The organism is Streptomyces silaceus, from assembly GCF_001419745.1.
GTDB lineage: Bacteria > Actinomycetota > Actinomycetes > Streptomycetales > Streptomycetaceae > Streptomyces > Streptomyces silaceus.
The window spans coordinates 1-26,146 of record NZ_LIRJ01000047.1 but is presented as its reverse complement, the minus strand read 5'-3'; the positions used below and the strand labels follow the sequence as shown (position 1 = coordinate 26,146).

Annotated in this window: 22 protein-coding genes and 2 pseudogenes; 8 read left to right on the top strand and 16 right to left on the bottom strand. The window is 72.2% G+C overall.

The genetic code is table 11. From position 1 onward, the window contains the following. Positions 1-1,020 (bottom strand): annotated as a pseudogene (locus AOK22_RS05500) (ATP/GTP-binding protein); the annotation flags it as partial. Between the two features lie 275 nt (positions 1,021-1,295). Here AOK22_RS05500 and gabT point away from each other — a divergent pair. Together gabT and AOK22_RS05490 are read left to right on the top strand one after the other, a co-directional pair. Beyond that, a complete protein-coding gene (gene gabT, locus AOK22_RS05495) occupies positions 1,296-2,630 on the top strand; it encodes a 4-aminobutyrate--2-oxoglutarate transaminase (RefSeq protein WP_055697424.1) in 1,335 nt (444 codons plus the stop codon). 421 nt (positions 2,631-3,051) lie between these two features. Beyond that, positions 3,052-3,654 (top strand): phosphatase PAP2 family protein, encoded by a 603-nt coding sequence (locus AOK22_RS05490; protein WP_055697423.1) that lies wholly within the window; start codon positions 3,052-3,054, stop codon positions 3,652-3,654. A gap of 58 nt (positions 3,655-3,712) precedes the next feature. Here AOK22_RS05490 and AOK22_RS05485 read toward each other — a convergent pair. The 8 genes and pseudogenes from AOK22_RS05485 to AOK22_RS05450 form a co-directional block, all read right to left on the bottom strand. After that, a pseudogene (locus tag AOK22_RS05485) lies at positions 3,713-4,717 on the bottom strand (chitinase); the annotation flags it as partial. 253 nt (positions 4,718-4,970) lie between these two features. Further along, positions 4,971-5,465 carry a hypothetical protein gene (locus AOK22_RS05480; protein WP_055697422.1) on the bottom strand — a complete coding sequence of 165 codons (495 nt, stop codon included), beginning with the start codon at positions 5,463-5,465 and terminating at the stop codon, positions 4,971-4,973. 189 nt (positions 5,466-5,654) lie between these two features. Then, positions 5,655-7,073: an NAD(P)/FAD-dependent oxidoreductase gene (locus AOK22_RS05475; RefSeq protein WP_055697421.1), complete on the bottom strand. Its 1,419-nt coding sequence runs from the start codon at positions 7,071-7,073 to the stop codon at positions 5,655-5,657. 66 nt (positions 7,074-7,139) lie between these two features. Next, a complete protein-coding gene (locus tag AOK22_RS05470; RefSeq protein WP_055697420.1) occupies positions 7,140-7,943 on the bottom strand; it encodes an ABC transporter permease in 804 nt (267 codons plus the stop codon). After that, positions 7,943-8,881: an ABC transporter permease gene (locus AOK22_RS05465; protein WP_055697419.1), complete on the bottom strand. Its 939-nt coding sequence runs from the start codon at positions 8,879-8,881 to the stop codon at positions 7,943-7,945. The genes AOK22_RS05470 and AOK22_RS05465 overlap by 1 nt, the downstream gene beginning before the upstream one ends. Further along, positions 8,878-10,038 (bottom strand): ABC transporter ATP-binding protein, encoded by a 1,161-nt coding sequence (locus tag AOK22_RS05460; RefSeq protein WP_055697418.1) that lies wholly within the window; start codon positions 10,036-10,038, stop codon positions 8,878-8,880. Before AOK22_RS05460 ends, AOK22_RS05465 begins: the two co-directional genes overlap by 4 nt. Positions 10,039-10,151: 113 nt before the next feature. Next, entirely contained in the window at positions 10,152-11,402 is a 1,251-nt protein-coding gene (locus AOK22_RS05455) for a polyamine ABC transporter substrate-binding protein (protein ID WP_055697417.1), read from the bottom strand. A 61-nt stretch (positions 11,403-11,463) separates the two neighbouring features. Beyond that, on the bottom strand, positions 11,464-12,966 hold the full coding sequence (locus AOK22_RS05450) for a gamma-aminobutyraldehyde dehydrogenase (RefSeq protein ID WP_055697416.1): 1,503 nt from the start codon (positions 12,964-12,966) through the stop codon (positions 11,464-11,466). Positions 12,967-13,174: 208 nt separating this feature from the next. Here AOK22_RS05450 and AOK22_RS05445 point away from each other — a divergent pair, with 208 nt between their 5' ends. Continuing rightward, positions 13,175-13,732 (top strand): NADAR family protein, encoded by a 558-nt coding sequence (locus AOK22_RS05445; RefSeq protein ID WP_055697415.1) that lies wholly within the window; start codon positions 13,175-13,177, stop codon positions 13,730-13,732. Between the two features lie 87 nt (positions 13,733-13,819). Here the strand turns inward: AOK22_RS05445 and AOK22_RS05440 are convergent, their stop codons facing one another. Continuing rightward, complete coding sequence (locus AOK22_RS05440) at positions 13,820-14,770, bottom strand: DUF4190 domain-containing protein (protein WP_055697414.1); 951 nt, start codon at positions 14,768-14,770, stop codon at positions 13,820-13,822. Positions 14,771-14,893: 123 nt separating this feature from the next. Here AOK22_RS05440 and AOK22_RS05435 point away from each other — a divergent pair, with 123 nt between their 5' ends. From AOK22_RS05435 to AOK22_RS05415, 5 genes are all read left to right on the top strand, one after another. Further along, complete coding sequence (locus tag AOK22_RS05435) at positions 14,894-15,961, top strand: adenosine deaminase (RefSeq protein WP_055697413.1); 1,068 nt, start codon at positions 14,894-14,896, stop codon at positions 15,959-15,961. A 21-nt stretch (positions 15,962-15,982) separates the two neighbouring features. Further along, positions 15,983-16,669 (top strand): glycerophosphodiester phosphodiesterase, encoded by a 687-nt coding sequence (locus AOK22_RS05430; protein WP_055697412.1) that lies wholly within the window; start codon positions 15,983-15,985, stop codon positions 16,667-16,669. A 34-nt stretch (positions 16,670-16,703) separates the two neighbouring features. After that, positions 16,704-17,777: a serine hydrolase domain-containing protein gene (locus AOK22_RS05425; RefSeq protein WP_079036356.1), complete on the top strand. Its 1,074-nt coding sequence runs from the start codon at positions 16,704-16,706 to the stop codon at positions 17,775-17,777. A 182-nt stretch (positions 17,778-17,959) separates the two neighbouring features. Further along, positions 17,960-18,424, top strand: coding sequence for a hypothetical protein (locus AOK22_RS05420; protein ID WP_055697410.1), 465 nt, complete (start codon positions 17,960-17,962; stop codon positions 18,422-18,424). Positions 18,425-18,466: 42 nt separating this feature from the next. Then, complete coding sequence (locus AOK22_RS05415) at positions 18,467-19,180, top strand: alpha/beta fold hydrolase (protein WP_055697409.1); 714 nt, start codon at positions 18,467-18,469, stop codon at positions 19,178-19,180. 6 nt (positions 19,181-19,186) lie between these two features. Here AOK22_RS05415 and AOK22_RS05410 read toward each other — a convergent pair whose 3' ends face one another. The 6 genes from AOK22_RS05410 to AOK22_RS05385 form a co-directional block, all read right to left on the bottom strand. After that, on the bottom strand, positions 19,187-20,587 hold the full coding sequence (locus AOK22_RS05410) for an aldehyde dehydrogenase family protein (RefSeq protein ID WP_055697408.1): 1,401 nt from the start codon (positions 20,585-20,587) through the stop codon (positions 19,187-19,189). Between the two features lie 45 nt (positions 20,588-20,632). Beyond that, the gene (locus AOK22_RS40720; protein WP_202818468.1) at positions 20,633-21,007 is read right to left on the bottom strand and encodes a nuclear transport factor 2 family protein; all 375 of its coding nucleotides are present in this window, start codon (positions 21,005-21,007) and stop codon (positions 20,633-20,635) included. Further along, positions 21,004-22,341 (bottom strand): ATP-grasp domain-containing protein, encoded by a 1,338-nt coding sequence (locus AOK22_RS05400; RefSeq protein WP_055697406.1) that lies wholly within the window; start codon positions 22,339-22,341, stop codon positions 21,004-21,006. Before AOK22_RS05400 ends, AOK22_RS40720 begins: the two co-directional genes overlap by 4 nt. Then, positions 22,338-24,011 carry a condensation domain-containing protein gene (locus AOK22_RS05395; RefSeq protein ID WP_055697405.1) on the bottom strand — a complete coding sequence of 558 codons (1,674 nt, stop codon included), beginning with the start codon at positions 24,009-24,011 and terminating at the stop codon, positions 22,338-22,340. Before AOK22_RS05395 ends, AOK22_RS05400 begins: the two co-directional genes overlap by 4 nt. Positions 24,012-24,034: 23 nt before the next feature. Beyond that, complete coding sequence (locus tag AOK22_RS05390) at positions 24,035-25,294, bottom strand: cytochrome P450 (RefSeq protein WP_055697404.1); 1,260 nt, start codon at positions 25,292-25,294, stop codon at positions 24,035-24,037. Continuing rightward, positions 25,291-26,146: non-ribosomal peptide synthetase (locus AOK22_RS05385; protein ID WP_157872180.1), on the bottom strand; the 856-nt coding region annotated here is incomplete at its 5' end. The genes AOK22_RS05385 and AOK22_RS05390, both read right to left, overlap by 4 nt.

The following is a 26,146-nucleotide window of genomic DNA, read 5'->3' as shown; positions in this document are numbered from 1 at the left end:
GACGGTGTCCACGAAGGTGGCGAGGGCGGCCGGGTCGGGGGCGGCCGTGCGCCAGGCGTGGGTGACGCGGGCGCAGTCGACGTCGTTCATGCGGCCGCTGACCAGTTCGAGGGAGAGCAGGTCGGCCGTCTTGTCGTGGCCGGCCGCACGCAGCTCGGGCCAGTGGGCGCGGGTCGGCGCGTCGGCGGGGCGGGGCGGGGCGGCGGGCCGCCGTGCGGTCGTGGTCCTGCTGTCGCGGACGGCCTGCCACCAGCCGCCGATCCGGGCGAAGGGCCACAGCACGGCGACCGTGATCACCACGTACACGGTGTCGGTGAGCACGACCGAGGACAGGGCCTCGGGGCCGCCCGCGACCAGGGAGACCAGGGACAGGACGGGGTCGACGACGGGCAGCGGGCGCGTGTCGAGTCCGAGGGCGTCCGGCCAGACGAAGACCAGGACGCCGACCGCCCCGACGGAGGCGAGCACGGCACGGGACGGCTGGGGCCGCCGCACCACGAAGTGCCGGATCGCCTCGGGCCAGGCGCCGAGCCGGCCCACGGTGTAGACGACGGCGCCGAAGACGATCCCGTCGTAGACGGTCCGGGCGTCCATGCCCTGCCAGGCCTTGGGCTGGGCGCTGCCGGCCCACCACCAGTCCCCCGGTGTGAACAGCTTCAGCGGGGCCCACTGGTAGGGGATGCTGCCCTGACGCCACAGCGACCAGAACACCAGGCCGAGCACGGTGGAGATCACCATGCCGACGACGAGGCGCCGGTCGGTGCCCTCAGCGTCGGCGTCGGGCTCCGGGGGCCGGTAGCCGTAGCGCCAGATGCCCGGCGCGGTCTTCGGACGGGGCGTGGCGAGCCATTCGGCTGTGGAGACGGGGGCCTCCGCGGCGCCGGAGGAGGGCACGCACGCGGCGGCGCCGGGGGCCTGCCGGGGCATGGGCGGTGTGGTGGGGACGGCGGGCGGCGCCGGGCGCGGCACCGGTGCGGCCCGCTGTCCGTCGCGTGCCCCGTGCGTGCCCTCGGTGTCCATCGCCCTTGCCCCCTGACCTGCCGGTCCGTCCGTCGATCCGCGCTCAATGTAGTGCCCGTAGGAGGGGAGTTCACCGCTTACGCGCCCGATCGGCCCGGACGGCCGGGCCCGGGCATGTGTCCAAGTCGGACAACGGCGCGACACAATCCCACCCCGATGGAGCATGACCGCCCCCGCCCCGCGCTCCTAATCTGCGAAGAAACCCCCGAAGAACCAGGCGAAACCGGAATGAGCGCCGGCGCAGCCGTCCAACCCCCCAGAACCAGGAGCCCCGCATGAGCGAGATCCCGCAGGAGCGTCGCCTCGTCACCGCCATCCCCGGTCCGAAGTCGCAGGAGCTGCAGGCCCGCCGTACCGCCGTGGTCGCCGGCGGCGTGGGCTCCGTACTGCCCGTCTTCACCGCGCGCGCGGGCGGTGGCATCATCGAGGACGTCGACGGCAACCGTCTGATCGACTTCGGCTCCGGCATCGCCGTGACCTCCGTCGGCGCCTCCGCCGAGGCCGTGGTGCGCCGGGCGAGCGCCCAGCTCCAGGACTTCACCCACACCTGTTTCATGGTCACGCCGTACGAGGGCTACGTCGCCGTCGCCGAGGCGCTGGCCGAGCTCACGCCGGGTGACCACGAGAAGAAGTCGGCGCTGTTCAACTCGGGCGCCGAGGCCGTCGAGAACGCGGTCAAGATCGCCCGTGCGCACACCAAGCGCCAGGCCGTCGTCGTCTTCGACCACGGCTACCACGGCCGCACCAACCTCACGATGGCGCTGACGGCCAAGAACATGCCGTACAAGCACGGCTTCGGCCCGTTCGCGCCCGAGGTCTACCGCGTCCCGGTCGCCTACGGCTACCGCTGGCCGACCGGCGCCGAGAACGCCGGCCCGGAGGCCGCCAAGCAGGCCATCGACATGATCACCAAGCAGGTCGGCGCCGACAACGTCGCCGCGATCATCATCGAGCCGGTGCTCGGCGAGGGCGGCTTCATCGAGCCCGCCAAGGGCTTCCTGCCGGAGATCGTGAAGTTCGCCAACGACAACGGCATCGTCTTCGTCGCGGACGAGATCCAGTCCGGCTTCTGCCGCACCGGCCAGTGGTTCGCCTGCGAGGACGAGGGCATCGTCCCGGACCTGATCACGACGGCCAAGGGCATCGCGGGCGGTCTGCCGCTCGCCGCCGTGACGGGCCGCGCCGAGATCATGGACGCCGCGCACTCCGGCGGCCTCGGCGGCACCTACGGCGGCAACCCGGTGGCCTGCGCCGGTGCGCTCGGCGCCATCGAGACCATGAAGGAGCTCGACCTCAACGCCAAGGCGAAGGCGATCGAGTCGACGATGAAGGCCCGCCTGTCCGCCATGGCCGAGAAGTTCGACGTCATCGGCGACATCCGGGGCCGCGGCGCCATGATCGCCATCGAGCTGGTCAAGGACCGCACGACCAAGGAGCCGAACCCGGAGGCCACCGCGGCCCTCGCCAAGGCCTGCCACGCGGAGGGCCTGCTCGTCCTCACCTGCGGCACGTACGGCAACGTGCTGCGCTTCCTGCCGCCGCTGGTCATCGGCGACGAACTGCTGAACGAGGGCCTGGACATCATCGAAGGCGCGTTCGCCCGCGTCTGACCCCTGTCGTCCGGCACGCGTCAGGGCCCTCCGCACCGCCGGAACGGGCCCTGACGTGTGCGGACCCCGCGCCGTGCGGACGCCGTGGCCCGTGGTCACCGTCGGGGCGTGTGAAGAACGTGTGCGGGCACGATGACGGGATGCCGTTCTGTCTGTCGGCCCGCGAAGACCTGCCGTACGGTTTCTGCAGATGAGAGAAACACCCCGCCCACAGGGGACTGTGGGCGACGCCGGCGCGGAGCCTCCCCAGCCCCGCCCTGGCCGTGCCTTCGCGCACACACCCGGGACCTCTGGTTCCGGAACTCCTCACCGATCGGATCGCCGCCCGCCCCAAACCCCCCGGGGCGCGCGGCACCCCGGTCATTTCGGCCGCCCCGGAACCACCCCCCCTGTTCCCGGGCGGCCGACCCTTTTCCTCTCCGTGTGCGCGCTGCTGTTCGCGCTCCTCACCTGGCAGGTCGTCGTCGACGGCCCGCTGCGCCGCGCCGACGAACGCGCGGGACGGGCCCTCGCGGGCAGCCGCGTCCCCGACCGCGCCGCGGAGTTCCTCGCCGACCTCGGCAACATCCCGGTGGCCGTGCCGGTCCTCGCCGCCGTCCTCGCGTACGTCGCCTGGCGCGGCCGGCGCGCGGACGCGTTCCGCTGGTGGCTGCCACCGCTGGCCGCGGCCGTCGCGATGGCCCTGGTCCCGGCCCTCGTCGCCCCCCTCAAGGCAGCGGTCGGCCGCACGGGCCCGCCCGGCATGACGGGCGACGGCTACTACCCCTCGGGCCACGCGGCGACGGCGATGGTGGCCTACGGCGCGGCGACCCTCCTGCTCCTCCCCCTGCTGCGCGGCACCCGTACCCGCCGCGGTCTGACCCTCACCTGCGCCCTGCTGAACGCGGCGATCGCCCTCGGCCTGATCCGCCGCGGCTACCACTGGCCCCTGGACGTGGTGGCGTCCTGGCTGGTGTGCGGGGTGCTGTTGCAGGTGATGGTGCTGGTGATCGCGCGGTACGGGCGAGGGGCGACCGCGGAGTAGCCCGCGATCGCCCCCCCTCACGTACGAGTGGTGCGTCGGCCGTGCGGGAGACGGCGCGTCAGCCGAAGTACGCGTCGAAGTTCTTCGAGAACTCCCAGTTGTTGAAGCGGTCCCAGTTGATGGACCACGTCATCAGGCCGCTCAGGGCGGGCCAGGTGCCGTGGGGCTTGTAGGTGCCGCAGTTGGTGTTCTTCGTCAGGCAGTCCAGGGCCTTGTTCACCTCACCGGTCGAGACGTGGCCGTTGCCCGCGTTGACGGAGGCGGGCATGCCGATGGCGACCTTCTCGGGGGGCAGGGGCGGGAAGACGTTGTTCTTGTCGCCCGCCACCGGGAAGCCGGTCAGGAGCATGTCCGTCATCGCGATGTGGAAGTCCGCGCCGCCCATGGAGTGGTACTGGTCGTCCAGGCCCATGATCGGGCCGGAGTTGTAGTCCTGGACGTGCAGCAGCGTGAGGTCGTCGCGCAGGGCGTGGATGACCGGGAGGTAGGCGCCCGCGCGGGGGTCCTGGCCGCCCCACTTGCCGGTGCCGTAGAACTGGTGGCCCAGCTGCACGAAGAAGGTCTCGGGCGCCATCGTGAGCGTGAAGCCGGAGCCGTACTTGGCCTTGAGGGTCTTCACCGCCGAGATGAGGTTCACGATGGCGGGGGTCTTCGGGTTCTTGAAGTCCGTGTCGTCGGCGTTCAGCGAGAGGGAGTGGCCCTCGAAGTCGATGTCCAGGCCGTCGAGTCCGTACTCGTCGATGATCGCCGAGACCGAGGAGACGAACTTGTCCCGGGCCGCGGTCGTCGTCAGCTGGACCTGGCCGTTCTGGCCGCCGATGGAGATCTGGACCTTCTTGCCCGCGGCCTGCTTGGCCTTGATCGCGGCCTTGAACTCGTCCTTGGTCTCGACGTTCGGGCACTCGGTCTTCGGACAGAGGTCGAAGCGGATGTCGCCCGAGGTGGCGGAGGTCGGCTCGCCGAAGGCGAGGTCGATGATGTCCCAGCTGTCGGGGGTGTCGGCGAGCCGGGTGTAGCCGGAGCCGTTGGCGAAGCTGGTGTGCAGATAGCCGACGAGGGTGTGGCCGGCGGCGGCCTTCGGCGAAGCGGGGGTCTTCGACGCGGCGGGGGCCTTCGGGGCGGCGTCGGCGGCCTGCGCGGTCGCCGAGGTCACCGCGGGCGCGGCGAGAGCGAGCGCCGCGGCGATGGCAAGGGTCGTGCGTCTGACATGGCTTATCAGCGAGCGGTCCACAACTGCCTCCGGACATGGGGGGATTGGAGGGTGGCGCGCGCCCAACTTGGTCCAGACCAATTAAGTTGTCAAGGGTTCAGGCAGTTCACTCCCCCTCGTCCCGCGCGTCCTGCGGATCCCGCGCGTCGCGGGCGAGCCCCGCGGCCGCCTCGTGCATCGCGAGTTCGAGCAGCCCCGGATCCGTCAGCGTGCCCGAGCCGTCCGGGGCGACGAGCCAGCGGACACCGCCCGTGGCCCGGCCCGGGTAGGGCACGACGATCCAGGTGCCGCGGCCCGCGCCGCGTACGCCCGTGCCGAGCCAGCGGGCCACCGTGCCCGGCGGCACGAAGAAGCCCATGCGCGCGTCCCCGAAGTCGGCGAGGACCGGGCCGGGGCGGTCGATGCAGCGGGTCAGCACGTCGAGCGTGGGATAGCCGAGCTCGCCCGGCAGGATCAGCACGTCCCAGCGCCGGCCGGCCGGCAGCAGCGCGACCCCCAGGTGATTGCGCTCCCACTCCCACCGGCAGGCATCGGGATCCGGTGCCACCGATACGAGCCATTCGACCGCCGACTTCGCCCCCGGGCCACCTGAGCCAGTCATGGCCGGACCTCCCTCTCTGTGCGATCAGTGCCGTCCGTGGGACGGCTGTTGCGTGTCACAGAGGAGAGGGGCCCGGGGGCGGAGCATTACGCGGGTTCGGCCACCCCGTGGGGGTGAACCGGATCACATCTCACCGGCGGGGCGTACGCCGGTCGAGCACGCACCGCGGGCCCGCACCGGGTGGACGGTTCAGCTGTCGAAGCCCAGGCCCACCTTGTCCATCGTCTTGAGCCAGAGGTTCCGCTTGCCGCCGTTGGCGTCGGAGCGCGCGAGCGACCACTTGGTCAGTGCCACCCCGGTCCACGCGAACGGCTCGGGCGGGAACGGCAGCGGCTTCGTGCGGACCATCTCCAGGCTCGTGCGCTCCGTGCGCTCGCCGGAGAGCAGGTCCAGCATCACGTCCGCGCCGAACCGCGTGGCGCCGACGCCGAGGCCCGTGTAGCCCGCCGCGTACGCGACACGGCCCTTGTGCGCCGTACCGAAGAACGCGGAGAAGCGCGAGCACGTGTCGATCGCGCCGCCCCACGCGTGCGTGAAGCGGACGCCCTCCAGCTGCGGGAAGCAGGTGAAGAAGTGCCCGGCGAGCTTCGCGTACGTCTCGGGGCGGTCGTCGTACTCGGCGCGCACCTTGCCGCCGAACGGATAGATCGCGTCGTAGCCGCCCCACAGGATGCGGTTGTCGGCGGAGAGCCGGAAGTAGTGGAACTGGTTGGCGCTGTCGCCGAGCCCCTGGCGGTTCTTCCAGCCGATCGACGCCAGCTGCTCGTCGGTCAGCGGCTCCGTCATCAGCGCGTAGTCGTAGACCGGGACGGTGTACGAGCGGATGCGCTTGACCAGCGACGGGAAGACGTTCGTGGCGAGCGCGACCTGGCGGGCGAAGACCCGGCCGTACGGCGTACGGACCGCCATGCCCGCGCCGGCCGAGGCCAGCTGGAGCGCGGGCGTGTGCTCGTAGACGCGGACGCCCTTCTCCAGGCAGGCCCGCTTGAGGCCCCACGCGAGCTTCGCCGGGTGCAGCATGGCGACGCCGTCGCGGTCCCAGAGGCCGCCGAGGAAGGTGGGCGAGTCGACCTGCTCGCGCAGCGCGTCCGCGTCGAGGAGCTCGGAGCCGCCCGCGAGGCCGCGCTCGGCCATCTCGTCGTACATCTCGCGCAGCTCGGCCAGCTGGTGCGGCTCGGTGGCGACGTCGATCTCGCCGGTGCGCTCGAAGTCGCAGTCGATGGAGTAGCGCTTGACGGCCGCCTCGATCTCGTCGAGGTTGCGGGCGCCCAGCTCCTCCAGCGTGTCGATCTCGCCGGGCCAGCGCGACAGGCCGTTGGCGATGCCGTGCGTGAGGGAGGCGGCGCAGAAGCCGCCGTTGCGGCCGGAGGCGGCCCAGCCCGCCTCGCGGCCCTCGACGAGGACCACCTCGCGGCGCGGGTCGCGCTCCTTGGCGATGAGCGCGGTCCACAGGCCGCTGTACCCGCCGCCGACGACCAGGAGGTCGCACCGGTCGTCGCCGGTGAGCGCGGGCTCGGGGGCGGGCCTGCCGGGGTCGTCCAGCCAGTACGAGACCGGCTGGGCGTCGGAGAGAGACTTGGTCCAACGGGTCATGGCGCCAGGGGCCATGATTTCCACTCCTTCAGGAACTGCTGGGTTCTGATCTGGATTACTCAGGTTGCTTGCTGATCTGGATTACTGGGACTGCTTGCCGCGGCGCCTGCCGATCAGCATTCCGGCGACCACGAGCAGGACCGCGACGAGGAACATCGCCGTACCGATCACATTGATCTGAACGGGCGTTCCCCGCTGTGCGGATCCCCAGACGAACATGGGGAACGTCACAGTCGAGCCCGCGTTGAAATTCGTGATGATGAAGTCGTCGAAGGAGAGCGCGAAGGCGAGCAGCGCGCCCGCCGCGATGCCGGGCGCGGCGATCGGCAGGGTCACCCGCAGGAACGTCTGGACGGGACCGGCGTAGAGGTCCTGTGCGGCCTGTTCCAGGCGGGGGTCCATCGACATGACACGTGCCTTGACGGCGGTCACCACGAAGCTGAGACAGAACATGATGTGGGCGATCAGGACCGTCCAGAAGCCCAGCTGAGCGCCCATGTTGAGGAAGAGCGTGAGCAGCGAGGCGGCCATGACGACCTCGGGCATCGCCATCGGCAGGAAGATCAGCGAGTTCACCGCGCCGCGCGCCCGGAAGCGGTAGCGCACCAGGGCGAAGGCGATCATCGTGCCGAGGACGGTCGCCCCGATCGTCGCCCACGTGGCGATCTGCAGGCTCAGCGAGAGCGAACCGCACATGTCGGCGACCCCGCACGGGTCCTTCCACGCGTCGAGCGAGAACTCCTGCCAGGAGTAATTGAAACGCCCCTTCGGCTTGTTGAAGGAGAAGACCGTCACGATCACGTTCGGCAGCAGCAGATAGGCGAGCGTGAAGAGGCCCGCGATGACGACGAGATTGCGCCGCAGCCAGCGGAAGAAAGCGGCCATCAGACGAGATCCTCCGTCCCCGACTTGCGGATGTAGAAGGTCACCATGAAGAGGATCGCGGCCATGAGGATGAAGGAGAGCGCCGCGGCCGTCGGGTAATCGAGAATGCGCAGGAACTGCGTCTGGATCACGTTGCCGACCATGCGCGTGTCGGTGGAGCCGAGCAGATCGGCGTTCACGTAGTCGCCCGCCGCCGGAATGAAGGTGAGCAGCGTCCCGGAGACGACACCGGGCATGGAGAGCGGGAAGGTGACCTTGCGGAAGGTCGTGGCCGGGGAGGCGTAGAGGTCGCCCGCGGCCTCGTGGAGGCGGCCGTCGATGCGCTCCAGCGAGGTGTAGAGCGGCAGGATCATGAACGGCAGGAAGTTGTACGTGAGTCCGCAGATCACCGCGAGCGGCGTGGCGAGGACCCGGTCGCCGTCGGTGACGCCCAGCCAGCTGGTGACGTCCAGGACGTGCAGGGAGTTGAGGGCGCCCACCACGGGTCCGCCGTCGGCGAGGATCGTCTTCCACGCCAGCGTACGGATGAGGAAGCTGGTGAAGAACGGCGCGATGACGAGGACCAGGATGAGGTTGCGCCAGCGGCCCGCGCGGAACGCGATGAGATACGCGAGCGGATAGCCGAGCAGCAGGCACAGGACCGTGGCGGCGCCCGCGTAGAGCACCGAGCGCAGGAACTGCGGCCAGTAGTCGGTGAGCGCGTCCCAGTAGGTGGCGAAGTGCCAGGTGACCTTGAAGCCCTCTTCGAGCGACCCGGTCTGCACGGACGTCGACGCCTGGTAGACCAGCGGCAGCGCGAAGAAGACGACGAGCCAGAGGATGCCGGGGAGCAGCAGCCAGTAGGGCACGAACCGGCCGCGCCTGCGGAGCCTGCGCGGTGGAGGCGCGTCCTCGGGGACGGGCGCCTTGGGGGGTGGTGCGTCGGTCACGGTCGTCATGCGGAGGCGTCCTCCTCGACCTTCTCGACGCCCGCCTCGACGTCCTGGGCCGCGTCCAGGCCGAAGGTGTGCGCCGGGTTCCAGTGCAGGACGACCTCGGCGCCCGGGGCGAGGCGGCCGTCGCGCTCGATGTTCTGCGCGTACACCTCGAAGGAGTCGCAGAGCGGGCTGTCGACCACGTACTGCGTGGAGACGCCGATGAAGCTGCTGTCGGCGATGCGGCCGGTGATGCGGTTGCGGCCCTCGGGAATCTCCCCCGCGTCGTCCGCGTGCGTCAGGGAGATCTTCTCGGGCCTTATGCCGACCAGGACCTTGCCGCCGGCCGTGGTCGGGGCGCTGCATCGGGCGGCGGGCAGCACGAGCTTGCCGTCCCCGGCCTTGAGGACGATGTCGTCGCCGCTGGTGCCGCCGATCTCGGCCTCGATGAAGTTCGAGGTGCCGAGGAAGTTGGCGACGAAGGTGGTCCGGGGGTTCTCGTAGAGGTCGGCGGGGGCGCCGAGCTGCTCGACGCGGCCGCCGTTCATCACGGCCACGGTGTCGGCCATCGTCATGGCCTCCTCCTGGTCGTGCGTGACGTGCACGAAGGTGATGCCGACCTCGGTCTGGATGCGCTTGAGCTCCAGCTGCATCTGGCGGCGCAGCTTGAGGTCGAGGGCGCCGAGCGGCTCGTCGAGGAGGAGCACCTTGGGGTGGTTGATGAGCGCGCGGGCGACGGCGACGCGCTGCTGCTGGCCGCCGGAGAGCTGGTGCGGCTTCTTGCGGGCCTGCTCGCCGAGCTGGACGAGGTCGAGCATCTCGCCGACCTGCTTCTTCACGGACTTGATGCCGCGGCGGCGCAGGCCGAAGGCGACGTTCTCGAAGATGTCGAGGTGCGGGAAGAGCGCGTACGACTGGAAGACGGTGTTCACGGGCCGCTTGTACGGGGGCAGGGCCGTGACGTCCTGGTCGCCGAGGCGGACCGTGCCGGAGCTGGGCTCCTCCAGGCCCGCGATCATGCGGAGCGTGGTGGTCTTGCCGCAGCCGGACGCGCCGAGCAGCGCGAAGAACGAGCCCTGCGGCACGGTGAGGTCGAGCGGGTGCACGGCGGTGAAGGAGCCGTAGGTCTTGCTGATCCCGGAGAGACGGACGTCGCCGCCGGGTTCCTGAGCAGAGGTCATGGTGGGGTCCAGGGAAATCGAGGAGCGGGAGGAGTGGCCCCGTAAGGGGCGCGGGGAACTGCGCGAGCAACCACACGAGAGCCGCGGACGAATGCACGCCGAAGCGCAGCCGCCTACGCGCCGGTCAGCTTCGCGAACTTCTCTTCGTACGCGGTCTCTTCCTTCGGCGTCAGCGACCTGAACGCCCGGGACTTCGCCTTCATCTCCTTGTCGGGAATGATCAGCGGGTTCGACGCCGCGTCCTCGTCGATCTTCGCGAGCGCGTCCTGGACTCCGTCCACCGGGCACACGTAGTTGATGTACGCCGCGAGGCGGGCGGCCGGCTCCGGCTCGTAGTAGTAGTCGATGAGCCGCTCGGCGTTGCGCTTGTGGCGCGCCTTGTTGGGGACGAGCAGGTTGTCCGTGGAGGTGATGTAGCCGCGGTCCGGGATGTGGAAGTCGACGTCGGGGTTGTCGGCCTTCAGCTGCACGATGTCACCGGCCCAGCCGATGCACGCGGCGATGTCCCCCTTGTCGAGGTCCGAGGTGTAGTCGTTGCCGGTGAAGCGGCGAATCTGCTTCTTGTCGACGGCCTTCTGGAGGCGGGCGATCGCCGCGTCGAAGTCGTCGTCGGAGAAGTCCCCGGGGTCCTTGCCCATGTCGATGAGCGTCATGCCGACGGTGTCGCGCATCTCGGAGAGGAACCCGACGCGGCCCTTCAGCTCGGGGTCGTCGAGCAGGTCGGAGACCGAGGTGATCTTCTTCCCGCCGGTCGCCTTCTTGTTGTACGCGATGACGGTGGAGATACCGGTCCAGGGGTACGAGTAGGCGCGGCCGGGGTCCCAGTCGGGGTCGCGGAACTGGGACGACAGATTCGTGTAGGCGTGCGGCAGGTTGGCCGGGTCCAGTTTCTGGACCCAGCCGAAGCGGATGAGCCGGGCCGCCAGCCAGTCGGTGACGCAGATGAGGTCGCGCCCGGTGTCCTGGCCCGCGGCGAGCTGCGGCTTGATCTTCCCGAAGAACTCGACGTTGTCGTTGATGTCCTCCGTGTACTTGACCGTGATCCCGGTGCGTTTCGTGAACGCCGCGAGGGTCGGCCGACGGTTCTTGTCCTTCTCGTCGACGTCCATGTACTCGGTCCAGTTGGAGAAGTCGATCCGCTTCTCCTTGGCCGAGTGGTCCTCGGCCGAGACACCGCCCTGGCCCTTGCCCGCCGCGGGGATCCCGCAGGCGCCGAGCGCCCCGAGCCCGCCGACGGCGAGCGCGCCGCCGGTGGTGGCGCGCAGCAGGGAACGGCGGGTCAGGGCGCCCCTGCCGTTCCTCAGGCTGCGGTGCATGGCGGCCAGTTGGGCCGGGGACAGGCGTTCGGGCTCGTACTGCTCCATGCGCGTGGTTGCCCTTTCGGGAGGGAGCCGGCCGCTGGTCGGGCGGCCTGTCGGCTGTTGGCTATCGGTCCCCGAAGATCGTGCGGTGCCAGTCCTTGCGGACCACCGCGGTGTTGTCGAACATGACGTGCTTGACCTGCGTGTACTCCTCGAACGAATACGCGGACATGTCCTTGCCGTAGCCGGACGCCTTGTAGCCGCCGTGCGGCATCTCGCTGAGGATCGGGATGTGGTCGTTGACCCAGACGCACCCGGCCTTGATCTCGCGGGTCGCGCGGTTGGCGCGGAACACGTCGCGGCTCCAGGCGGAGGCGGCGAGGCCGTAGGGCGTGTCGTTGGCGAGCCGGATGCCCTCGTCGTCGCTGTCGAAGGGCAGCACCACGAGGACCGGGCCGAAGATCTCGGACTGCACGATCTCGCTGTGCTGCGCGGCGTCCGCGATGAGGGTGGGCTTGTAGTACGCGCCGGGGTGCTGGAGCGCCTCGCCGCCGGTGACCACGCGCGCGTAGGAGCGGGCCCGGTCGACGAAACCGGCGACGCGGTCGCGGTGCACGTGCGAGATGAGCGGGCCCATGTCGGTGCTCGGGTCGAAGGGGTCACCGAGCCGCACGCTCGCCATCAGGTCGGCGACGCCCGCCACGAAGGCGTCGTACAGCGGGCGCTGGACGTACGCGCGCGTGGCGGCGGTGCAGTCCTGGCCCGAGTTGATGAGGGCGCCGGCGACCGCGCCGTGCACGGCGGCGTCGAGATCGGCGTCGTCGAAGACCACGAAGGGCGCCTTGCCGCCGAGCTCCAGGTGGAGGCGCTTGACGGTGGCGGTGGCGATCTCGGCGACACGCTTGCCGACGCCGGTGGAGCCGGTGAAGGAGGTCATCGCGACGTCCGGGTGCCCGACGAGGTGCTCGCCCGCGTCCCGGCCCGCGCCCGAGACGATGTTGACGACACCGGCCGGGATGCCCGCCTCGGTGGCGGCCCGCGCGAACAGGAGCGAGGTGAAGGGGGTGAGCTCGGCGGGCTTGAGGACGATCGTGTTGCCGGCCGCGATCGCCGGCAGGACCTTCCAGGCGGCCATCTGGAGCGGGTAGTTCCAGGGCGCGATGGAGCCGACGACACCGATGGGCTCGCGCCGTACGTACGAGGTGTGGTCGCCGGTGTACTCGCCGGCCGACTGGCCCTGCAGATGGCGGGCCGCGCCCGCGAAGAAGGCGGCGTTGTCGACGGTGCCGGGGACGTCGAACTCCCGGCTCAGCTTGATCGGCTTGCCGCACTGCAGCGACTCGGCCTGCGCGAACTCCTCGGCCCGGTCGGCCAGCACGCCCGCGAAGCGGTGCATCGCGTCGGAGCGCTCGCCCGGGGTGGCGCCCGCCCAGCCGGGGAACGCCTCGGCGGCCGCGGCGACGGCGGCGTCGACGTCGTCCTTTCCGGCGAGTTCGTACGCGTAGACCTCGTCGCCGGTGGCGGGGTCGACGACGGCGTGGGTGTTCCCGGACGTCCCCTTGGTCAGCTGCCCCGCGATGTACTGCGCGCCGTCCGCGAAGTGGTCCTGCGCCTGGAAGTTGTGCATGACGCTCTCCTCCGCCGAGCTCCCCGTGCGGCGGGGACCGGCGTAGCTCCAGATCGATTTGAGTGCCGATCCTGACAGAGCGGTGGTAGTCCAACAAGTGATTCCGTAGTTGCCTTTTGGTTACGCGACGGAATCTGTCGACCAGGTGTCGAGTCGGCCCGGAAAACCAAGGACGGAGTGTCCGTGGTGCGTGCCAGACTCGCGTGTCATGACGAAGATCGACTCGGTCCGCTCGGTGGAGGAGCTGGTCGGCGCTGCGCGCGCCGGGGAGCGGATCACGTACCTGTACTTCTGGGGGCACACCCCGCGCCGGGACGGCACGCCGGGCCCGAGCTGCCTCAGCCAGTGGTGGCCGTCCCCCTTCACGGTCGACGGCGTGTCGTACGCGACGGCCGAGCACTGGATGATGGCCGGCAAGGCCCGCCTCTTCGGCGACGCGGACGCGGAGCGGACGGTGCTCGCGGCGCGGACGCCCGCCGAGGCGAAGAACGCGGGGCGGCTCGTGCGGGGCTTCGACGAGGCGACGTGGGAGCGGGAGCGGTTCGGGATCGTGGCCGAGGGCGGCGTCCACAAGTTCACGTCGGATCCGGCGCTGCGGGAGTTCCTCGTGGGGACGGGGCGACGGGTCCTGGTGGAGGCCAGCCCGCTGGACCGGGTGTGGGGCGTGGGCCTGGCGGCGGACGACCCGCGGATCGGGGACCCGGCGAAGTGGCGGGGCCCGAATCTGCTGGGCTTCGCGCTGATGGAGGCGCGGGAGCGGGTGTAGGCACGGGCGGGTGTACGCGGGGCGGATGCGTGCGGGCGGGGCTCGCGGGCCTGAGGCAGGCGGCTCGGCGACAGGTGGCGGCGTGCGTCACCTGTCCCGCGCGTCCGCCCCGTCCTGGGAGCCCACGACCAGCGTCGCCGAGTAGCCCGGGTCGTCCGAGGAGCCCGCGTCCGACTCCTCGTCCGGCACCACGATCAGGATGACCAGCAGGGCCACGCCCAGGACGATGCCCACCGCGCCGCAGATGATCCCCGCGAGGGCCTGGCCGCCGTTCGTCGCCTCGCCGCGCCGCGCCTTGCCGCGGCCCACCGCTCCGAAGATCACCGCGAGGATGCCGAGGACGATCGCCAGCGGCCACAGGCAGAAGCCGACCGCCGCGATGATGCCGAGGACCAGCCCCGTCACGCCCATGCCGTTCGCCGGGGCCATCGGCATGGCGGGCCAGCCGTAGCCGGGGCCGCCGTGGGCGCCGGGGTACCCCGGGTATCCGGGATAGCCGGGATAGCCGCCCTGAGCGCCCGGGTAGCCCTGCCGGCCGGCCGGACCCGGCTGCCCCGGGTAGCCGTACGGCATCTGTCCCGGGCCGTCCGGCGAGAGCGGGGGCGGCGGCACCGGCTCTCCCGGCGCCGCGAAGGGATTGGCGTCCACGGCGGGTCCGGGCGGCAGCGGAGCGCCCGGATACGTCCCTGGGTACGCGCCCGGGTACGCCCCCGGAGCGCCCTGCTGCGCCTCCGGCACCTCCGGCACCGACGCGATGGTCCACTGATCGTGCACCGACGGACCGGTCGACGCATCGGCCGACGGATCAGGAGCCGCCTGCGCCCCGGGCGCGCCGCCCGAAGCCGGTGCACCGCCCGACGCTGGCGCGCCGCCCGGAACCGGCGCGGCCCACGCCCCCCGCTTCTCCAGCCGCACCCGGTCCTCCGGCGGCGGGGCCCACGGATCCCGCTCCTCCGGCGCCTCGGCGCCCGACGGCGCATCCGCGCCGGAAGGCGTCTCAGCACCGGAAACGGCGTCGTCCTCGGACTTGGCGGACATGACGGGTCACCTCTTTCGTACGTTCCGTCATGCTACGGCCCCCGCTTTTCCCGCGCCGAACGCCGCCTACGATGAGGCCGACCCACCGATCAGCCGATCAAGCCCGTTCCTGGGGAGGAAACCGTGACCGAGCAGCAGCGGACGCCCACGGCGTCGACCGACCGAGACCCGCACGCCTTCATCGCAGGACTGCCCAAGGCGGAACTGCACGTGCACCACGTCGGGTCGGCCTCCCCGCGCATCGTCTCCGAACTGGCGGCCCGGCACCCGGACTCCTCCGTGCCCAGCGACCCCGAGGCGCTGGCCGACTACTTCACGTTCACGGACTTCGCGCACTTCATCCAGGTGTACCTCTCCGTCGTGGACCTGATCCGCACCCCGGACGACGTCCGCCTCCTCACCTTCGAGGTGGCCCGTGACATGGCCCGGCAGAACGTCCGCTACGCCGAGCTGACCATCACCCCGTACTCCTCCGTGCGCCGCGGCATCGACGACCGCGCCTTCATGGACGCCATCGAGGACGCCCGCAAGGCCGCCGAGGGCGAGTTCGGCACCGTGCTGCGCTGGTGCTTCGACATCCCCGGCGAGGCCGGTCTCGTGTCGGCCGAGGAGACGCTCCGGCTCGCCACCACCGACAAGCTGCGCCCCGAGGGCCTGGTCTCCTTCGGGCTCGGCGGGCCCGAGATCGGCGTGCCGCGCCCGCAGTTCAAGCCCTACTTCGACCAGGCCATCGCGGCGGGCCTGCACTCGGTCCCGCACGCCGGCGAGACCACGGGCCCCGAGACCGTCTGGGACGCCCTGACCCACCTCGGCGCCGAGCGCATCGGCCACGGCACCAGCTCGGCGCAGGACCCGAAGCTGCTCGCGCACCTCGCCGCGCACGGCATCCCGCTGGAGGTCTGCCCGACCTCGAACATCGCGACGCGCGCGGTCGCCACCCTCGACGAGCACCCCCTCAAGCAGTTCGTCGAGGCGGGCGTGACCGTCACGATCAACTCCGACGACCCGCCCATGTTCGGCACCGACCTGAACACCGAGTACGCCGTCGCGGCCCGCCTCCTCGGCCTCGACGAGCGCGGCATCGCGGACCTCGCCAAGAACGCCGTCGAGGCCTCCTTCCTCGACCGGGCCGGCAAGGACCGCATCGCCGCCGAGATCGACACGTACACGGAGACCTGGCTCGCCCCGTAACGGCGGCACCACAATGGGCCCATGCGCACCGTGACTGCTGTGGCCCACCGAGGCGATCCCTACCGCGTCCGCGAGAACACGATCCCGTCCCTGCGCTCCGCGCTCGACCGGGGCGCGGACGCGGTGGAGATCGACGTCCGCCTGAGCCGCGACGGCGTACCCGTGCTGCTGCACGACGAGACGCTCAAGCGGCTCTGGGGGTACGAACGTCCGCTCGCCGCGCTGTCCGCGGCGGAGGTCGACGGGCTCACCGAGGGCGGCGTACCGACGCTCGAAGCGGCCCTGAAGGCCACGGACGGGCACCGGATCATGATCGATCTGCCGGGTGCGACGCCCGCGTCGGTGCGCGCCGTCGTCGGCGCCGTCGCGGACTGCGGGGCCGCCGAGCGCGTCTACTACTGCGCGGGCGCGCAGACGATGCTCGCGGTGCGCGCCGCGGACCCCGCGGCCGAGATCGCGCTGACCTGGACGAGCCTGGCCCCGCCGCGCCGCGCCCTGCTCGATGCGCTCAAGCCGCGCTGGCTCAACTACCGCTTCCCGCTGGTCGACCGTGAGCTGGCCTTCCAGGTGCACCGCGAGGGGTTCCTGATCTCCGCCTGGACGCCGGACACCCGCCGCTCGATGCGCCGTCTGCTCGACGCGGGCGTCGACTCCGTCACCACGAACCGCGTCGACGTCCTGCACGCCCTGCGCCCCGCGCTCCCCTAGGGGACTCCCCCGGCAACACCCTTGGGCAGAGCTCCTGTTGACCCCGACGGCTGCCCGGGTCCGTCCCCTCCTCGCCGACGATCCGCCGCGTGCTCATGATCACCAGGATGAGGGGACCGGAATCCCAGCCGATCCAGGAGTCACCGTGAAGTCCCTCGTCCGCGTCGGCGGCACGGACGGGACCTGGCGCGGCAGTTCCGGCGTCCACGACCTGGTCACGCACCGCAAGGCCGATCCGCACGGCCGCTTCCGCGCCGGTTCCGTCACGAAGATCGTGACCGCGGCGGTGGCGTTGCAGCTCGTCGCCGAGGGCCGGCTCGACCTCGACGAGCCGGTGCAGCACTACCTGCCGGGCCTGCTCACGGAGAAGTTCGAGCCCGTCTCCGTACGCAGCCTGCTCAACTACACGAGCGGCCTGAAGTCCGGCGACGGCTTCGACGACGAGTTCGCGCACCGCTACGACACGCTGGACCCGAGGACCGTCGTCGCCTCCGCCGTCGCCAAGGGGCCCGAGCACTCCCCCGGCGACGAGCAGCACTACCGCAACATCGGCTACACCGTGCTCGGCCTGCTGATCGAGAAGGTCACCGGGGACTCGTACGCGCATCAGGCCGAGGAGCGGATCTTCGGGCCGCTCCGCATGCGGGACACGTACTTCCCCGGCACCGACCCCCGCATCCGCGGTCCGCACAACCGCGGCTACCAGACGATGAAGCGGGCGGACGGCACCACCCGCCTCGTCGACGTCACCGAGTGGAACCAGTACGACCGGTTCGCGGCGGGCGACATGATCTCCTCCACGGCCGACCTGGAGGTGTTCACGCGGGCCCTGTTCGGCGGCGAGGTCCTGCCGGAGCCACAGCTGAAGGAGATGCTCACGGCGCCGGAGGAGATCGACGGCGCCGCCTTCGGCGCGGGCCTCCAGCGCATGCGGATCGGCGACCGGGTGGTCTGGCTCAAGACCGGTGCCCGCTACGGCTACACCACCATCATCGCCGCCACCGAGGACGGCCGCCGCACCCTCGTCCACTCGGTCAACGCGACCGACGCGAAGGGCGAGGGCATGAACGCGGTGGCCGAGCGGATCGCGCGGGCGGCGCTGAGCTGAGGCGTCCCGCGAACGGCCGGGCCGCGCCGGACCGGTCCATCCCCCGGGGCGACGGCAGCGACCCGGACGGCTTCCGGCGCGTCGGCGCGGACCACGTGAACGAGATGATCAACAACAAGAGGAAGCAGAATGTGCTCCCGCCGGCGTGCGATGGGTGACGGAGCAGCGGAGGAAGTCGGGGCATGGCGTCTGCATGGAACTGGGAGAGCGGCGAGGGTCTGCTGGGCATGGACGACCCCGCCGCCTGGGACGCGGCGTACGAGCGCGGCGAGCCCCACCTCGGCACGGCGGCGATCGGCCTGGCCTTCAACTGCCCGCCGGCCGAGGCCTCGCCCCGGATCATCAAGGCGATGCGGTTGCCGGACCGCGCTCAGCGGGGGTTCGCGTACACCGCGGCCGGCACCGCGGCCCGGGTCAACGGCGAGCTGACGCCGGAGCTGTACGAGGCGCTGCGCGCGGAGGGGCACAGAGGTCTCGCGGAGAACGCCGTCGACGACACGCTGACGTTCGTACCGTTCCGACGGCTGCCGCCGTGGTTCAAGTGGCGGAAGTTCGCGTCGAAGGTGCGGGACAAGCTGGCGACCTGGCGCCTGACCCTCGCCTACGCCGCCGAGGACACCCGCAAGGCCCTGCGGCGACACCGCTGAACGCCCCGGCTCGTGCGCGAACAGCCCGTCTAGACTCGGGACATGGTCGATCACCGCACCGTGGACGTGGCAGGCATCCGGCTCGCCTGCCGGGTGTCCGGGCCGCCGCAGGGGCCGCCCCTCGTTCTTCTGCACTCGATGGGCGAGCACGCCGGCACCTGGGACGAGGTGGCTCCCGCGCTGGCCCGGCGCAGCCGTGTGTACGCCTTCGACCTGCGCGGGCACGGGCGGAGCGACTGGCCGGGGACGTACTCGCTGGAGCTGATGAAGGACGACGTGCTCGCGTCCCTGGACGCGCTGGGGCTCGGCAGGGTCGATCTGATCGGGCATTCGATGGGCGGCATCGTGTCCTACCTGCTCGCGCAGGAGCGGCCCGATCAGGTGGGCCGGCTCGTCCTGGAGGAGGCCCCGCTCCCCCTTCCCCGTGAGCCCTTTCCCGCGGCCCGGCCCGAGGGCGAGCTGGACTTCGACTGGGATCTGGTGGGCGCCGTCAGGAGCCAGATCGACACGCCCGATCCGCGGTGGCTGGACGGGCTCGGGCTGATCACGGCCAGGACCCTCGTCGTCGCGGGCGGCCCGGACAGCCATGTGCCCCAGGCAGGCCTCGCCGAGCTCGCCCGGCGCGTTCCCGACGGGCGTCTGGTCACCTTCCCGGTGGGGCACCTGGTCCACGAGGCGGCTCCCGACGAGTTCGTCCGGGCCGTGGAGGAGTTCCTGGCGGAGGACTCCGAGGGGCCTTCGACGACCGCGCGCTGAGCGGCTTCAGCGGCCCCCCGTCGCGCGGATCTTCAGCCGGCCGAAGGCCAACAGCCCCTGGTCGCCGCCCTCGTAGCCGTATCCGCTGGCCGCACGGCCGCCGAGCGGGGCGTCCGGTGCCGCGCCCGCCGCGCAGTTGAGGGAGACGCTGCCCGCGTCGAGGGCACGGCACAGGCGCTCCGTGCGCCGCGGGTCGCCGAAGACGTAGGCGGACAGGGCGTACTCGGTGCTGTTCGCCAGGGCGACGGCGGTGTCCTCGTCGTCGTACGCGAGCACGGGGGCGATCGGCCCGAACGGTTCCTCGGCGAGGACACGGGCGTCCGGCGGCACGTCCGTGAGGACGGTGGCCGGGTAGTAGTGGCCCGGCCCGTCCGGGACGGTCCCGCCGAGCCTCACCCGGGCTCCCCCGCGCACGGCGTCGCGCACGAGGGCGTGGATCCGCTCGCGCTGACGGGCGTTGTTGAGGGGGCCCATCGTGCCCGGCGCGCCCGAGGGAGTGCGCTGGTCGTCGCGGAGAGGGGCGTGCGCGACGAGCTTGTCGACGAACGCGTCGTGGACCCTGCGGTCCACCAGGAACCGGCTCGGCGCGCCGCAGCTCTGCCCGGTCGAGCCGAACTTCGCCGGGGCCAGGGCCGCCACGGCGGCGTCCAGGTCGGCGTCCGCGGTGACGACGGCCGGGGCGTGGCCGCCCAGTTCCAGGACGCACGGGGTGAGCGTGGCCGCCGCGGAGGCGGCGACGAGCCGGCCGACCCGGGTGGACCCGGTGAAGGTCACCGTGGCGAACTCCGGGCGCCGCACGAGGGCGTCGGCCACCGAAGGGCTCGTGTGGACGAACCGGACGGTGCCCGGGGGCAGTCCGGCCGCGGTGGCCGCCCGGCCGAACGCGGCGGCCACCGCGGGCGTCTCGTCGGGCGCCTTGACGACGACGGGGCAGCCCATGACCAGGGCCGGGCCGATCTTCCGGGCGAGGACGATCGCGGGGAAGTTCCACGGGACGATCGCGAGGACCGGGCCGCCGGGCTCGACGGTCACGGTCCGCCGCGCTCCCCCGCGCTCGGTCAGCGGGGAGTCGGCGGTCACCTCCTGGGCCGCCGCGGCGGCCCAGCGCAGCATCTCGACGGCGCGGGCCAGCTCGGCGGCGGCCTCGTCCCGTGTCTTGCCGTGCTCCTGGCTGAACGCGGGAGCGAGGTCGTCGATGTCCTTCTCCAGGTGCCGGGCCATGTCCAGGACGAGGGCGCACCGCTCGGCCAGGGGTGTCCCCGCCCAGCCGGGGAACGCCTCGGCGGCGGCGCGGGCCACGTCCTCGACACCGGTGAGCGGCATCAAGGGCACCTCGGCGAGGTGTTCGCCGGTTCGGGGGTCGCTCAGCGCGACCGGTCCCGCCGTCTCGGGCCGGACAGCTTCCATGGGGCATCCACTCCGTCGGGTGCGGCAACAGCCGTGCGGGGAAGGTCAGATGGCGGCGCGGAAGAAGTACGTCGTGCGGTGGACGATCTTTCCGTCCCGCACCGTGTACGTGTCCGCGAACCCCTCGTCCAGGGGGCGTCCGGAGTGGTCCTCACCGGTGAAGCGGCCCCAGCAGGCGGCCGATCCCAGGTCGGACACCACCCGCTCGACGTGGTGCCGGCCGGCGGAGATGATCCGGACGTGCCGGTAGAAGCGGTCGATGTCGGCGAGGCCGGTGAGCGGCTCGTAGCCGGGGCGGGCGTAGACGCAGTCCGGGGCGAAGACCGTGGGCAGGTCGTCCCATCTGCGGTCGTCGATGACGGAGAACAGTTCCGTGACGAGCTGTTCCGCCGTGCGCGGCAAGGGAGTTGTGGTGATCACCGTGCGGGTGCTCCGATCGGTCTCGTTCCGGGGAGGCCGCTGTCGCGCAGCTCCGCGGCACTGGTCCGGCGGACTCCGTGGGAGAAGCGGAAGTCGTAGGACAGCACCGACAGTGCGCGGTCCAGGGTCGCCGTCATCGCGTCGTGCGTGGGGGCCGTCCCCCAGACGACGTCCATCTCGTGCGTGAGGACACCGCCCGGCAGCCGTTCGCCGACGCGGGTGAAGGTGCGGTAGCCGTCGACGCCCGGCAGGTTCCGGAGCTCCTCGGCGCCGTGCACGGCTTCGAGGACGCACGGCTCGGTGGGCGCGAGGCCGTGGTGCTGGAAGTGGACGCGGGCGGGCCGCAGCACCGGGGGCTCGACGGGCTCGCCCAGGGCGACGAGCGCGGCGAGGCGCACCAGGTCCGTGCCGCATGCGGTGCGGGCGAGGCCGTTGACGTGTCCGCCGAGCCGGCCGTTCACCTCGATGATCCGGGGGCCCGAGGAGGTGAGCTTGAGTTCGGTGTGGGTGAGGCCGTAGGTCACGCCGAGGGCCTTCAGCGCACCGGAGACCAGGTCCAGGATCGCCCGCTGTTCCCCGTCCGGGAGGTGTGTGGGCCAGAAGCGGCCCGACTCGCGGAACGGCCTCAGGAGCGGCAGCTTGCCGGAGAGCGCCAGATGGGTCACGCCCTGGGGGGTGCACAGGCTCTCCACCGACGCGTAGTCGCCGTAGGGCAGGCTCGGCCTGCCCTGGAGCATCTCCTCGACGATGAGCGGCGGCCCGCCCCCGCTGTCCGCGCCGTCCACGGCGGCGAAGATCCTCGGGAGCAGCGCCCTGGCCTCGGCGTCGTCGGTCACCGCGTGGGTGTTGCGGCTGGCCGCGCCGCGCACCGGCTTGATGACGGCGGGCAGCCCGACGGCCTCGCGGACGCGCGGCCACTCCTCGGGGGACGACAGCGGCCGGGTGCGGACGTCGTCGACCCCGGCCTCGCGCAGCAGGCCGCGCTGGCGGACCTTGTCGGTGAGGACGCGGGCGGTCGCCACGTCGTGGAAGGGAAGCCCGACGGCGGCCGCGAGCGAGGCCGTGGTCCGCAGCATGGGTTCGCTGTACGTCAGCAGGGCGGCCGGTGCGATGCGGCGTACGAGGGCGGTGTCGTCGGTGGGGTCGCCGGTCAGCTCCACCACGTCGCCGAGGCTTTCGAGTACGCCGCGCAGCTGGGCGACGTGCGGGGTGTCGGGGACGAGGAAGACGAGGTGCCCGAGGCCGCGCAGCCCGACGCCGATCTCGCCGGGGGACGCGGCGCCCTTGTCGTAGACGACGGCGAGGGTGCGCTCGGCCGCCCCGGTCGCCGTCACGGGGTGCCTCCCGCGGTGACGGCCCGCGTGGCGTCCGGGGCCGGACGGGCGTGCGGGTCCGTGGCGGCGGCGTGCAGGGCGGCCTCGAAGAGGTGCGCGTAGCGGCGGGCGTCGCCGGGGTCCACGAGGGCGGGGTCGAAGGCGACGACGACGCGGCTGCCGCCGGCCTCGGAGCTGTCGACCTCGAAGTCGACGCGGAAGGGGAAGCTGGGCTTGCCCCGCACCCACCAGGACCGCACCGTCAGGGACGGCAGCGCCTCGGCGTCGCGGTAGATGTGGAAGTGCGTGAAGTTGAAGGTGGTGTCGAAGGCGGGCCGGCCGAGCCGGGTCTCGATCTCGGCGAGGGGGAAGGCGCGGTACGGCATGGCGTTGCGCTCGGCGGCCAGCGCGGTCCGTGCGAGGTCGGCCCAGCTCCCGGCGAGCGAACGGAAGCGCAGCGGAACGGTGTTGAGGTAGAGGCCGACCACCAGGTCCGCGCCGGGCCGGTCGGGGCGGGCGTTGAGGACGACGCCGGTCGTCACGTCCCGCTCGCGCCCCTTCCAGTCGGCGAGGGCGCGCGCGTGGGCGGCGAGGGCCAGGGCCTTGAGCGGTACGCCGAGGTCGCGGGCCGCCTCGCGCAGCCGCTCCATGAGGTCCGCGGGCAGCTCGAAGCCGTCCTCGGCGACGGCGTCGGCCGCGCCGCTGAACTGCCCGCGCTGCAGGAGCAGTGCGGGCACGTCGGCCTGCTCCCGCCAGTGGGCCGCCGCCGCTTCGGAGGTGCGGCTCTCCTGTTCGGCGCGGACGAAGTCGTGGTGCACGGTGCCGGGTTGGGGCGCGAGGCCCGCGTCGGTCCCGCCGAGCCGCGCGTCGTACAGCGTGAGCAGGTCGACGATGAGCCGGCCGTAGCTCCAGCCGTCGACGACGGTGTGGTGGAAGGCGAGCGTGACGTGGAAGAAGCCGTCCCCCGCCACCACGTGGCAGCGGAACAGCGGGGCCCTCCCCCAGTCGATGGGCAGGCCGGGCCGCCGCTCGCGCCAGCGGGCGGTCCGCTCGCGCGCCGCGTCGGGGCCGGTCACCCGCTCGACGGTGACCGGGACGTCGGCGGTCTCCCAGAACAGCTGGACCGGGACGCTGAGGCTGCCGAGGTCGAAGGAGGAGCGCAGGGCGGGGTGGCGCCGGACCAGGTCGGCCAGGGCCCGGCGGAAGAGCTCCTCGTCGAAGGGCGCGACCGTCTCCCAGCCGATGAGCGAGTGGTAGAGCTCGGGGTCCCCGCTCGCCTCGCACAGGTAGACCATGCCGACCTGGAGCGCGGTGGCCGGCGTGGCGTCCACGACGCCCCTCGGCAGAAGGCCGCGGTCGCTCGGGCCGAGCAGGGCGAAGGGCTCCGCCGCGGCCGGCTCCGCTGCGGCCGGCTCCGTGGCATCCGCGGCCGGTGCGCCGGACTCCGCGGCGAGGTGGGCGGCGAGTTCCCGCACCGAGGGGAAGTACAGGAGGTCCCGCAGCGACATGGCGACGCCCTGTTCCTGGGCGTCACTGACGACTTTGAGGGCGATCAGGGAATCGCCGCCCCGGGCGTAGAAGTCGTCGTCCGGCGACAGGTCCGGCGCCCGCAGATGGGCGCCGAAGATGGGCAGCAGGACGTCGGTGAGCCGGGACTGCGGTGACGGGAGGTCCGTGGAGGTGTGCTGCATGGGTTCCTCTCCTGCGGACGGCTTCATGCGGCCGGCCGGGACGTGTCGGGGCGCACCGTGGTGCGGACGGGGAGCGCGGTGAGTCCCGCGACGAAGTTCGACGCGAGGTGGCGGGGTTCACCGGCCAGTTCCCAGGTGTCGACCAGGGCGAAGGCCTCCTCGAAGAAGAGGCGCAGGGTGATCCGGGCGACGGCCGCCCCGAGGCAGTAGTGCGGTCCGAAGCCGAACGCGATGTGCCGGTTGCCGGTGCGGGCCGGGTCGAAGCGGTAGGGGTCGGGGAACACGGACGCGTCGCGGTTGGCCGAGCCGACCCACACCGCGACGGCGTCGCCCTTGGGCACCGTGCCGCCGCCGAGTTCGACGTCGTGCTCCGCGTGGCGCAGGAAGCTGCTGGCCGCGGAGGTCCAGCGCAGCCCCTCCTCGACGAGCGAGGGGATCAGCGCCGGGTCCCGCCGCACGGCCCGGAAGCTGTCGGGGCGTTCCAGGAGGGCGAGGACCGTGCCGGCCACCGTGTGGGGGGTGGTGGCGTTGGCGCCCAGCAGCACGCTGTAGCAGTTGACGACGACCTCCTCCACGGTGAGCGGCCCGTCGCCGGCGTGCATGGTCATCAGGAGCCGGAACGCGTCGTCGCCCGGGGTGCCCGCCCGGAGCCGGTGCTGCTCGGTGAGGTAGGCGAACAGTTCGTGGTGGGCGACCGCCAGGGTGGTGGGACCGTTGTTGATCCGGAACTCGGGGTCCTCGGGGGCCGCCGCCATGCCCGTCCAGCGCACGATCCGCGGCCAGTCCTCCTCCGGCAGGTCGAGCAGCAGCCCCGCGACGGCCATCGGCAGCGTCGCGGCCTGCCGGGCGAGGTCCCACTCCGCGCCGTCCACGGCGGGCGCGAGGACCGTGCGCACCGCCTGCCGGATGCGCGCCTCGGTGCTGGCCAGCGCCTTGCCGGTGAACAGCCGGTTCAGGGGGCGGCGCAGCTCGGTGTGGCGGGGCGGGTCGGTGGCGACGAGCATGCGGCCGGACGCGGCGTCGTCGCGGCCGAGCTGGCCGATGAGGCTGCCGCGTTCGGAGGTGAAGGCCTCGTGGTCGCCGAGGACACGGCAGGCGTCGTCGTAGCGGGTCACCGACCAGAAGGCCCGGCCGTCGGGCAGCTCCTGACGGTGCAGCGGGGCCCTGTCGCGCAGGGCCGCCCAGACCGTGTGGGGGTCGCCGTCGGCGTGGAAGCGGGGGTCGAGGAGGTCGATCCGGTCCAGGTCGACGCGGTCGGGCGCGGTGGGTGCCGTGATCCTCACAGGGTCAGCCCGGCCTTCTCCAGGGACCGGGCGAGGCCGGCCGGGCTGGGGTCCAGGTAGAAGTCCAGCGGGGAGATGTCGATCCCGTACTCCTTCTTGAGCGCGGTGATCAGCGCGACCGCGAGCAGGGAGTGGCCGCCGAGCTCGAAGAAGTCGTCGTCGGCGCCGATCCCCAGGAGTTCCATGTGGTCGGTCCACAGGTGGACCATGGCCTCCTCGAGCGGGGTGCCGGGCTCGCGGTGGGGCGCGTTGAGCTCGGGGCGCTCGCGGGAGTCGGCCGCCGCGAGGGCGTTGCGGTCGACCTTGCCGTTCCCGGTGAGCGGCAGGGCGTCGGTGATCCGGATCAGCGCGGGCACCGCGTACCCCGGCAGCTTGCCCATGAGCCGGGCGCGCAGGGCAAGCGGCGAGAGATCGGCGCCCGGCGCGCCCACGACGTGCGCCACCAGGCGGCGTTCGCCGGAGCTCATGCGGTGGGCGGTGACCACGGCCTGGGCCACGTCGTCGAGGCCGGTCAGGGCCGCGACGATCTCCCCCGGCTCGACACGGAAGCCCCGGATCTTGACCTGGTCGTCGCCGCGCCCCACGAACTCCAGGACGCCGCCGGGCAGTCGGCGCACCCGGTCGCCGGTGCGGTACATGCGGCTGCCGGGCGGGCCGGAGACCTCGGCGACGAAGCGTTCGGCCGTGTGGCCCGGGTCGCCGAGGTAGCCGTGCGCCAGGCCCTCGCCCGCCGCGTACAGCTCGCCCTCCGCGCCCTCGGGAACGGGCCGCAGCGACGCGTCGAGGACGTGCACACGCGTGCCGCCGATGGCGGTGCCGATCGGCACCGGGGCCCCGTCGAGCGGGGCGGTG

What these genes read in the sequence shown, in the direction of transcription:
- gabT (WP_055697424.1), top strand. Translation starts at nt 1,296, where the DNA reads ATGAGCGAGATCCCGCAGGAGCGTCGCCTCGTCACCGCCATCCCCGGT.
- AOK22_RS05480 (WP_055697422.1), bottom strand. Translation starts at nt 5,465, where the DNA reads ATGACTGGCTCAGGTGGCCCGGGGGCGAAGTCGGCGGTCGAATGGCTC.
- AOK22_RS05475 (WP_055697421.1), bottom strand. Translation starts at nt 7,073, where the DNA reads ATGGCCCCTGGCGCCATGACCCGTTGGACCAAGTCTCTCTCCGACGCC.
- AOK22_RS05470 (WP_055697420.1), bottom strand. Translation starts at nt 7,943, where the DNA reads ATGGCCGCTTTCTTCCGCTGGCTGCGGCGCAATCTCGTCGTCATCGCG.
- AOK22_RS05465 (WP_055697419.1), bottom strand. Translation starts at nt 8,881, where the DNA reads ATGACGACCGTGACCGACGCACCACCCCCCAAGGCGCCCGTCCCCGAG.
- AOK22_RS05460 (WP_055697418.1), bottom strand. Translation starts at nt 10,038, where the DNA reads ATGACCTCTGCTCAGGAACCCGGCGGCGACGTCCGTCTCTCCGGGATC.
- AOK22_RS05455 (WP_055697417.1), bottom strand. Translation starts at nt 11,402, where the DNA reads ATGGAGCAGTACGAGCCCGAACGCCTGTCCCCGGCCCAACTGGCCGCC.
- AOK22_RS05450 (WP_055697416.1), bottom strand. Translation starts at nt 12,966, where the DNA reads ATGCACAACTTCCAGGCGCAGGACCACTTCGCGGACGGCGCGCAGTAC.
- AOK22_RS05445 (WP_055697415.1), top strand. Translation starts at nt 13,175, where the DNA reads ATGACGAAGATCGACTCGGTCCGCTCGGTGGAGGAGCTGGTCGGCGCT.
- AOK22_RS05440 (WP_055697414.1), bottom strand. Translation starts at nt 14,770, where the DNA reads ATGTCCGCCAAGTCCGAGGACGACGCCGTTTCCGGTGCTGAGACGCCT.
- AOK22_RS05430 (WP_055697412.1), top strand. Translation starts at nt 15,983, where the DNA reads ATGCGCACCGTGACTGCTGTGGCCCACCGAGGCGATCCCTACCGCGTC.
- AOK22_RS05420 (WP_055697410.1), top strand. Translation starts at nt 17,960, where the DNA reads ATGGCGTCTGCATGGAACTGGGAGAGCGGCGAGGGTCTGCTGGGCATG.
- AOK22_RS05415 (WP_055697409.1), top strand. Translation starts at nt 18,467, where the DNA reads ATGGTCGATCACCGCACCGTGGACGTGGCAGGCATCCGGCTCGCCTGC.
- AOK22_RS05410 (WP_055697408.1), bottom strand. Translation starts at nt 20,587, where the DNA reads ATGGAAGCTGTCCGGCCCGAGACGGCGGGACCGGTCGCGCTGAGCGAC.
- AOK22_RS05395 (WP_055697405.1), bottom strand. Translation starts at nt 24,011, where the DNA reads ATGCAGCACACCTCCACGGACCTCCCGTCACCGCAGTCCCGGCTCACC.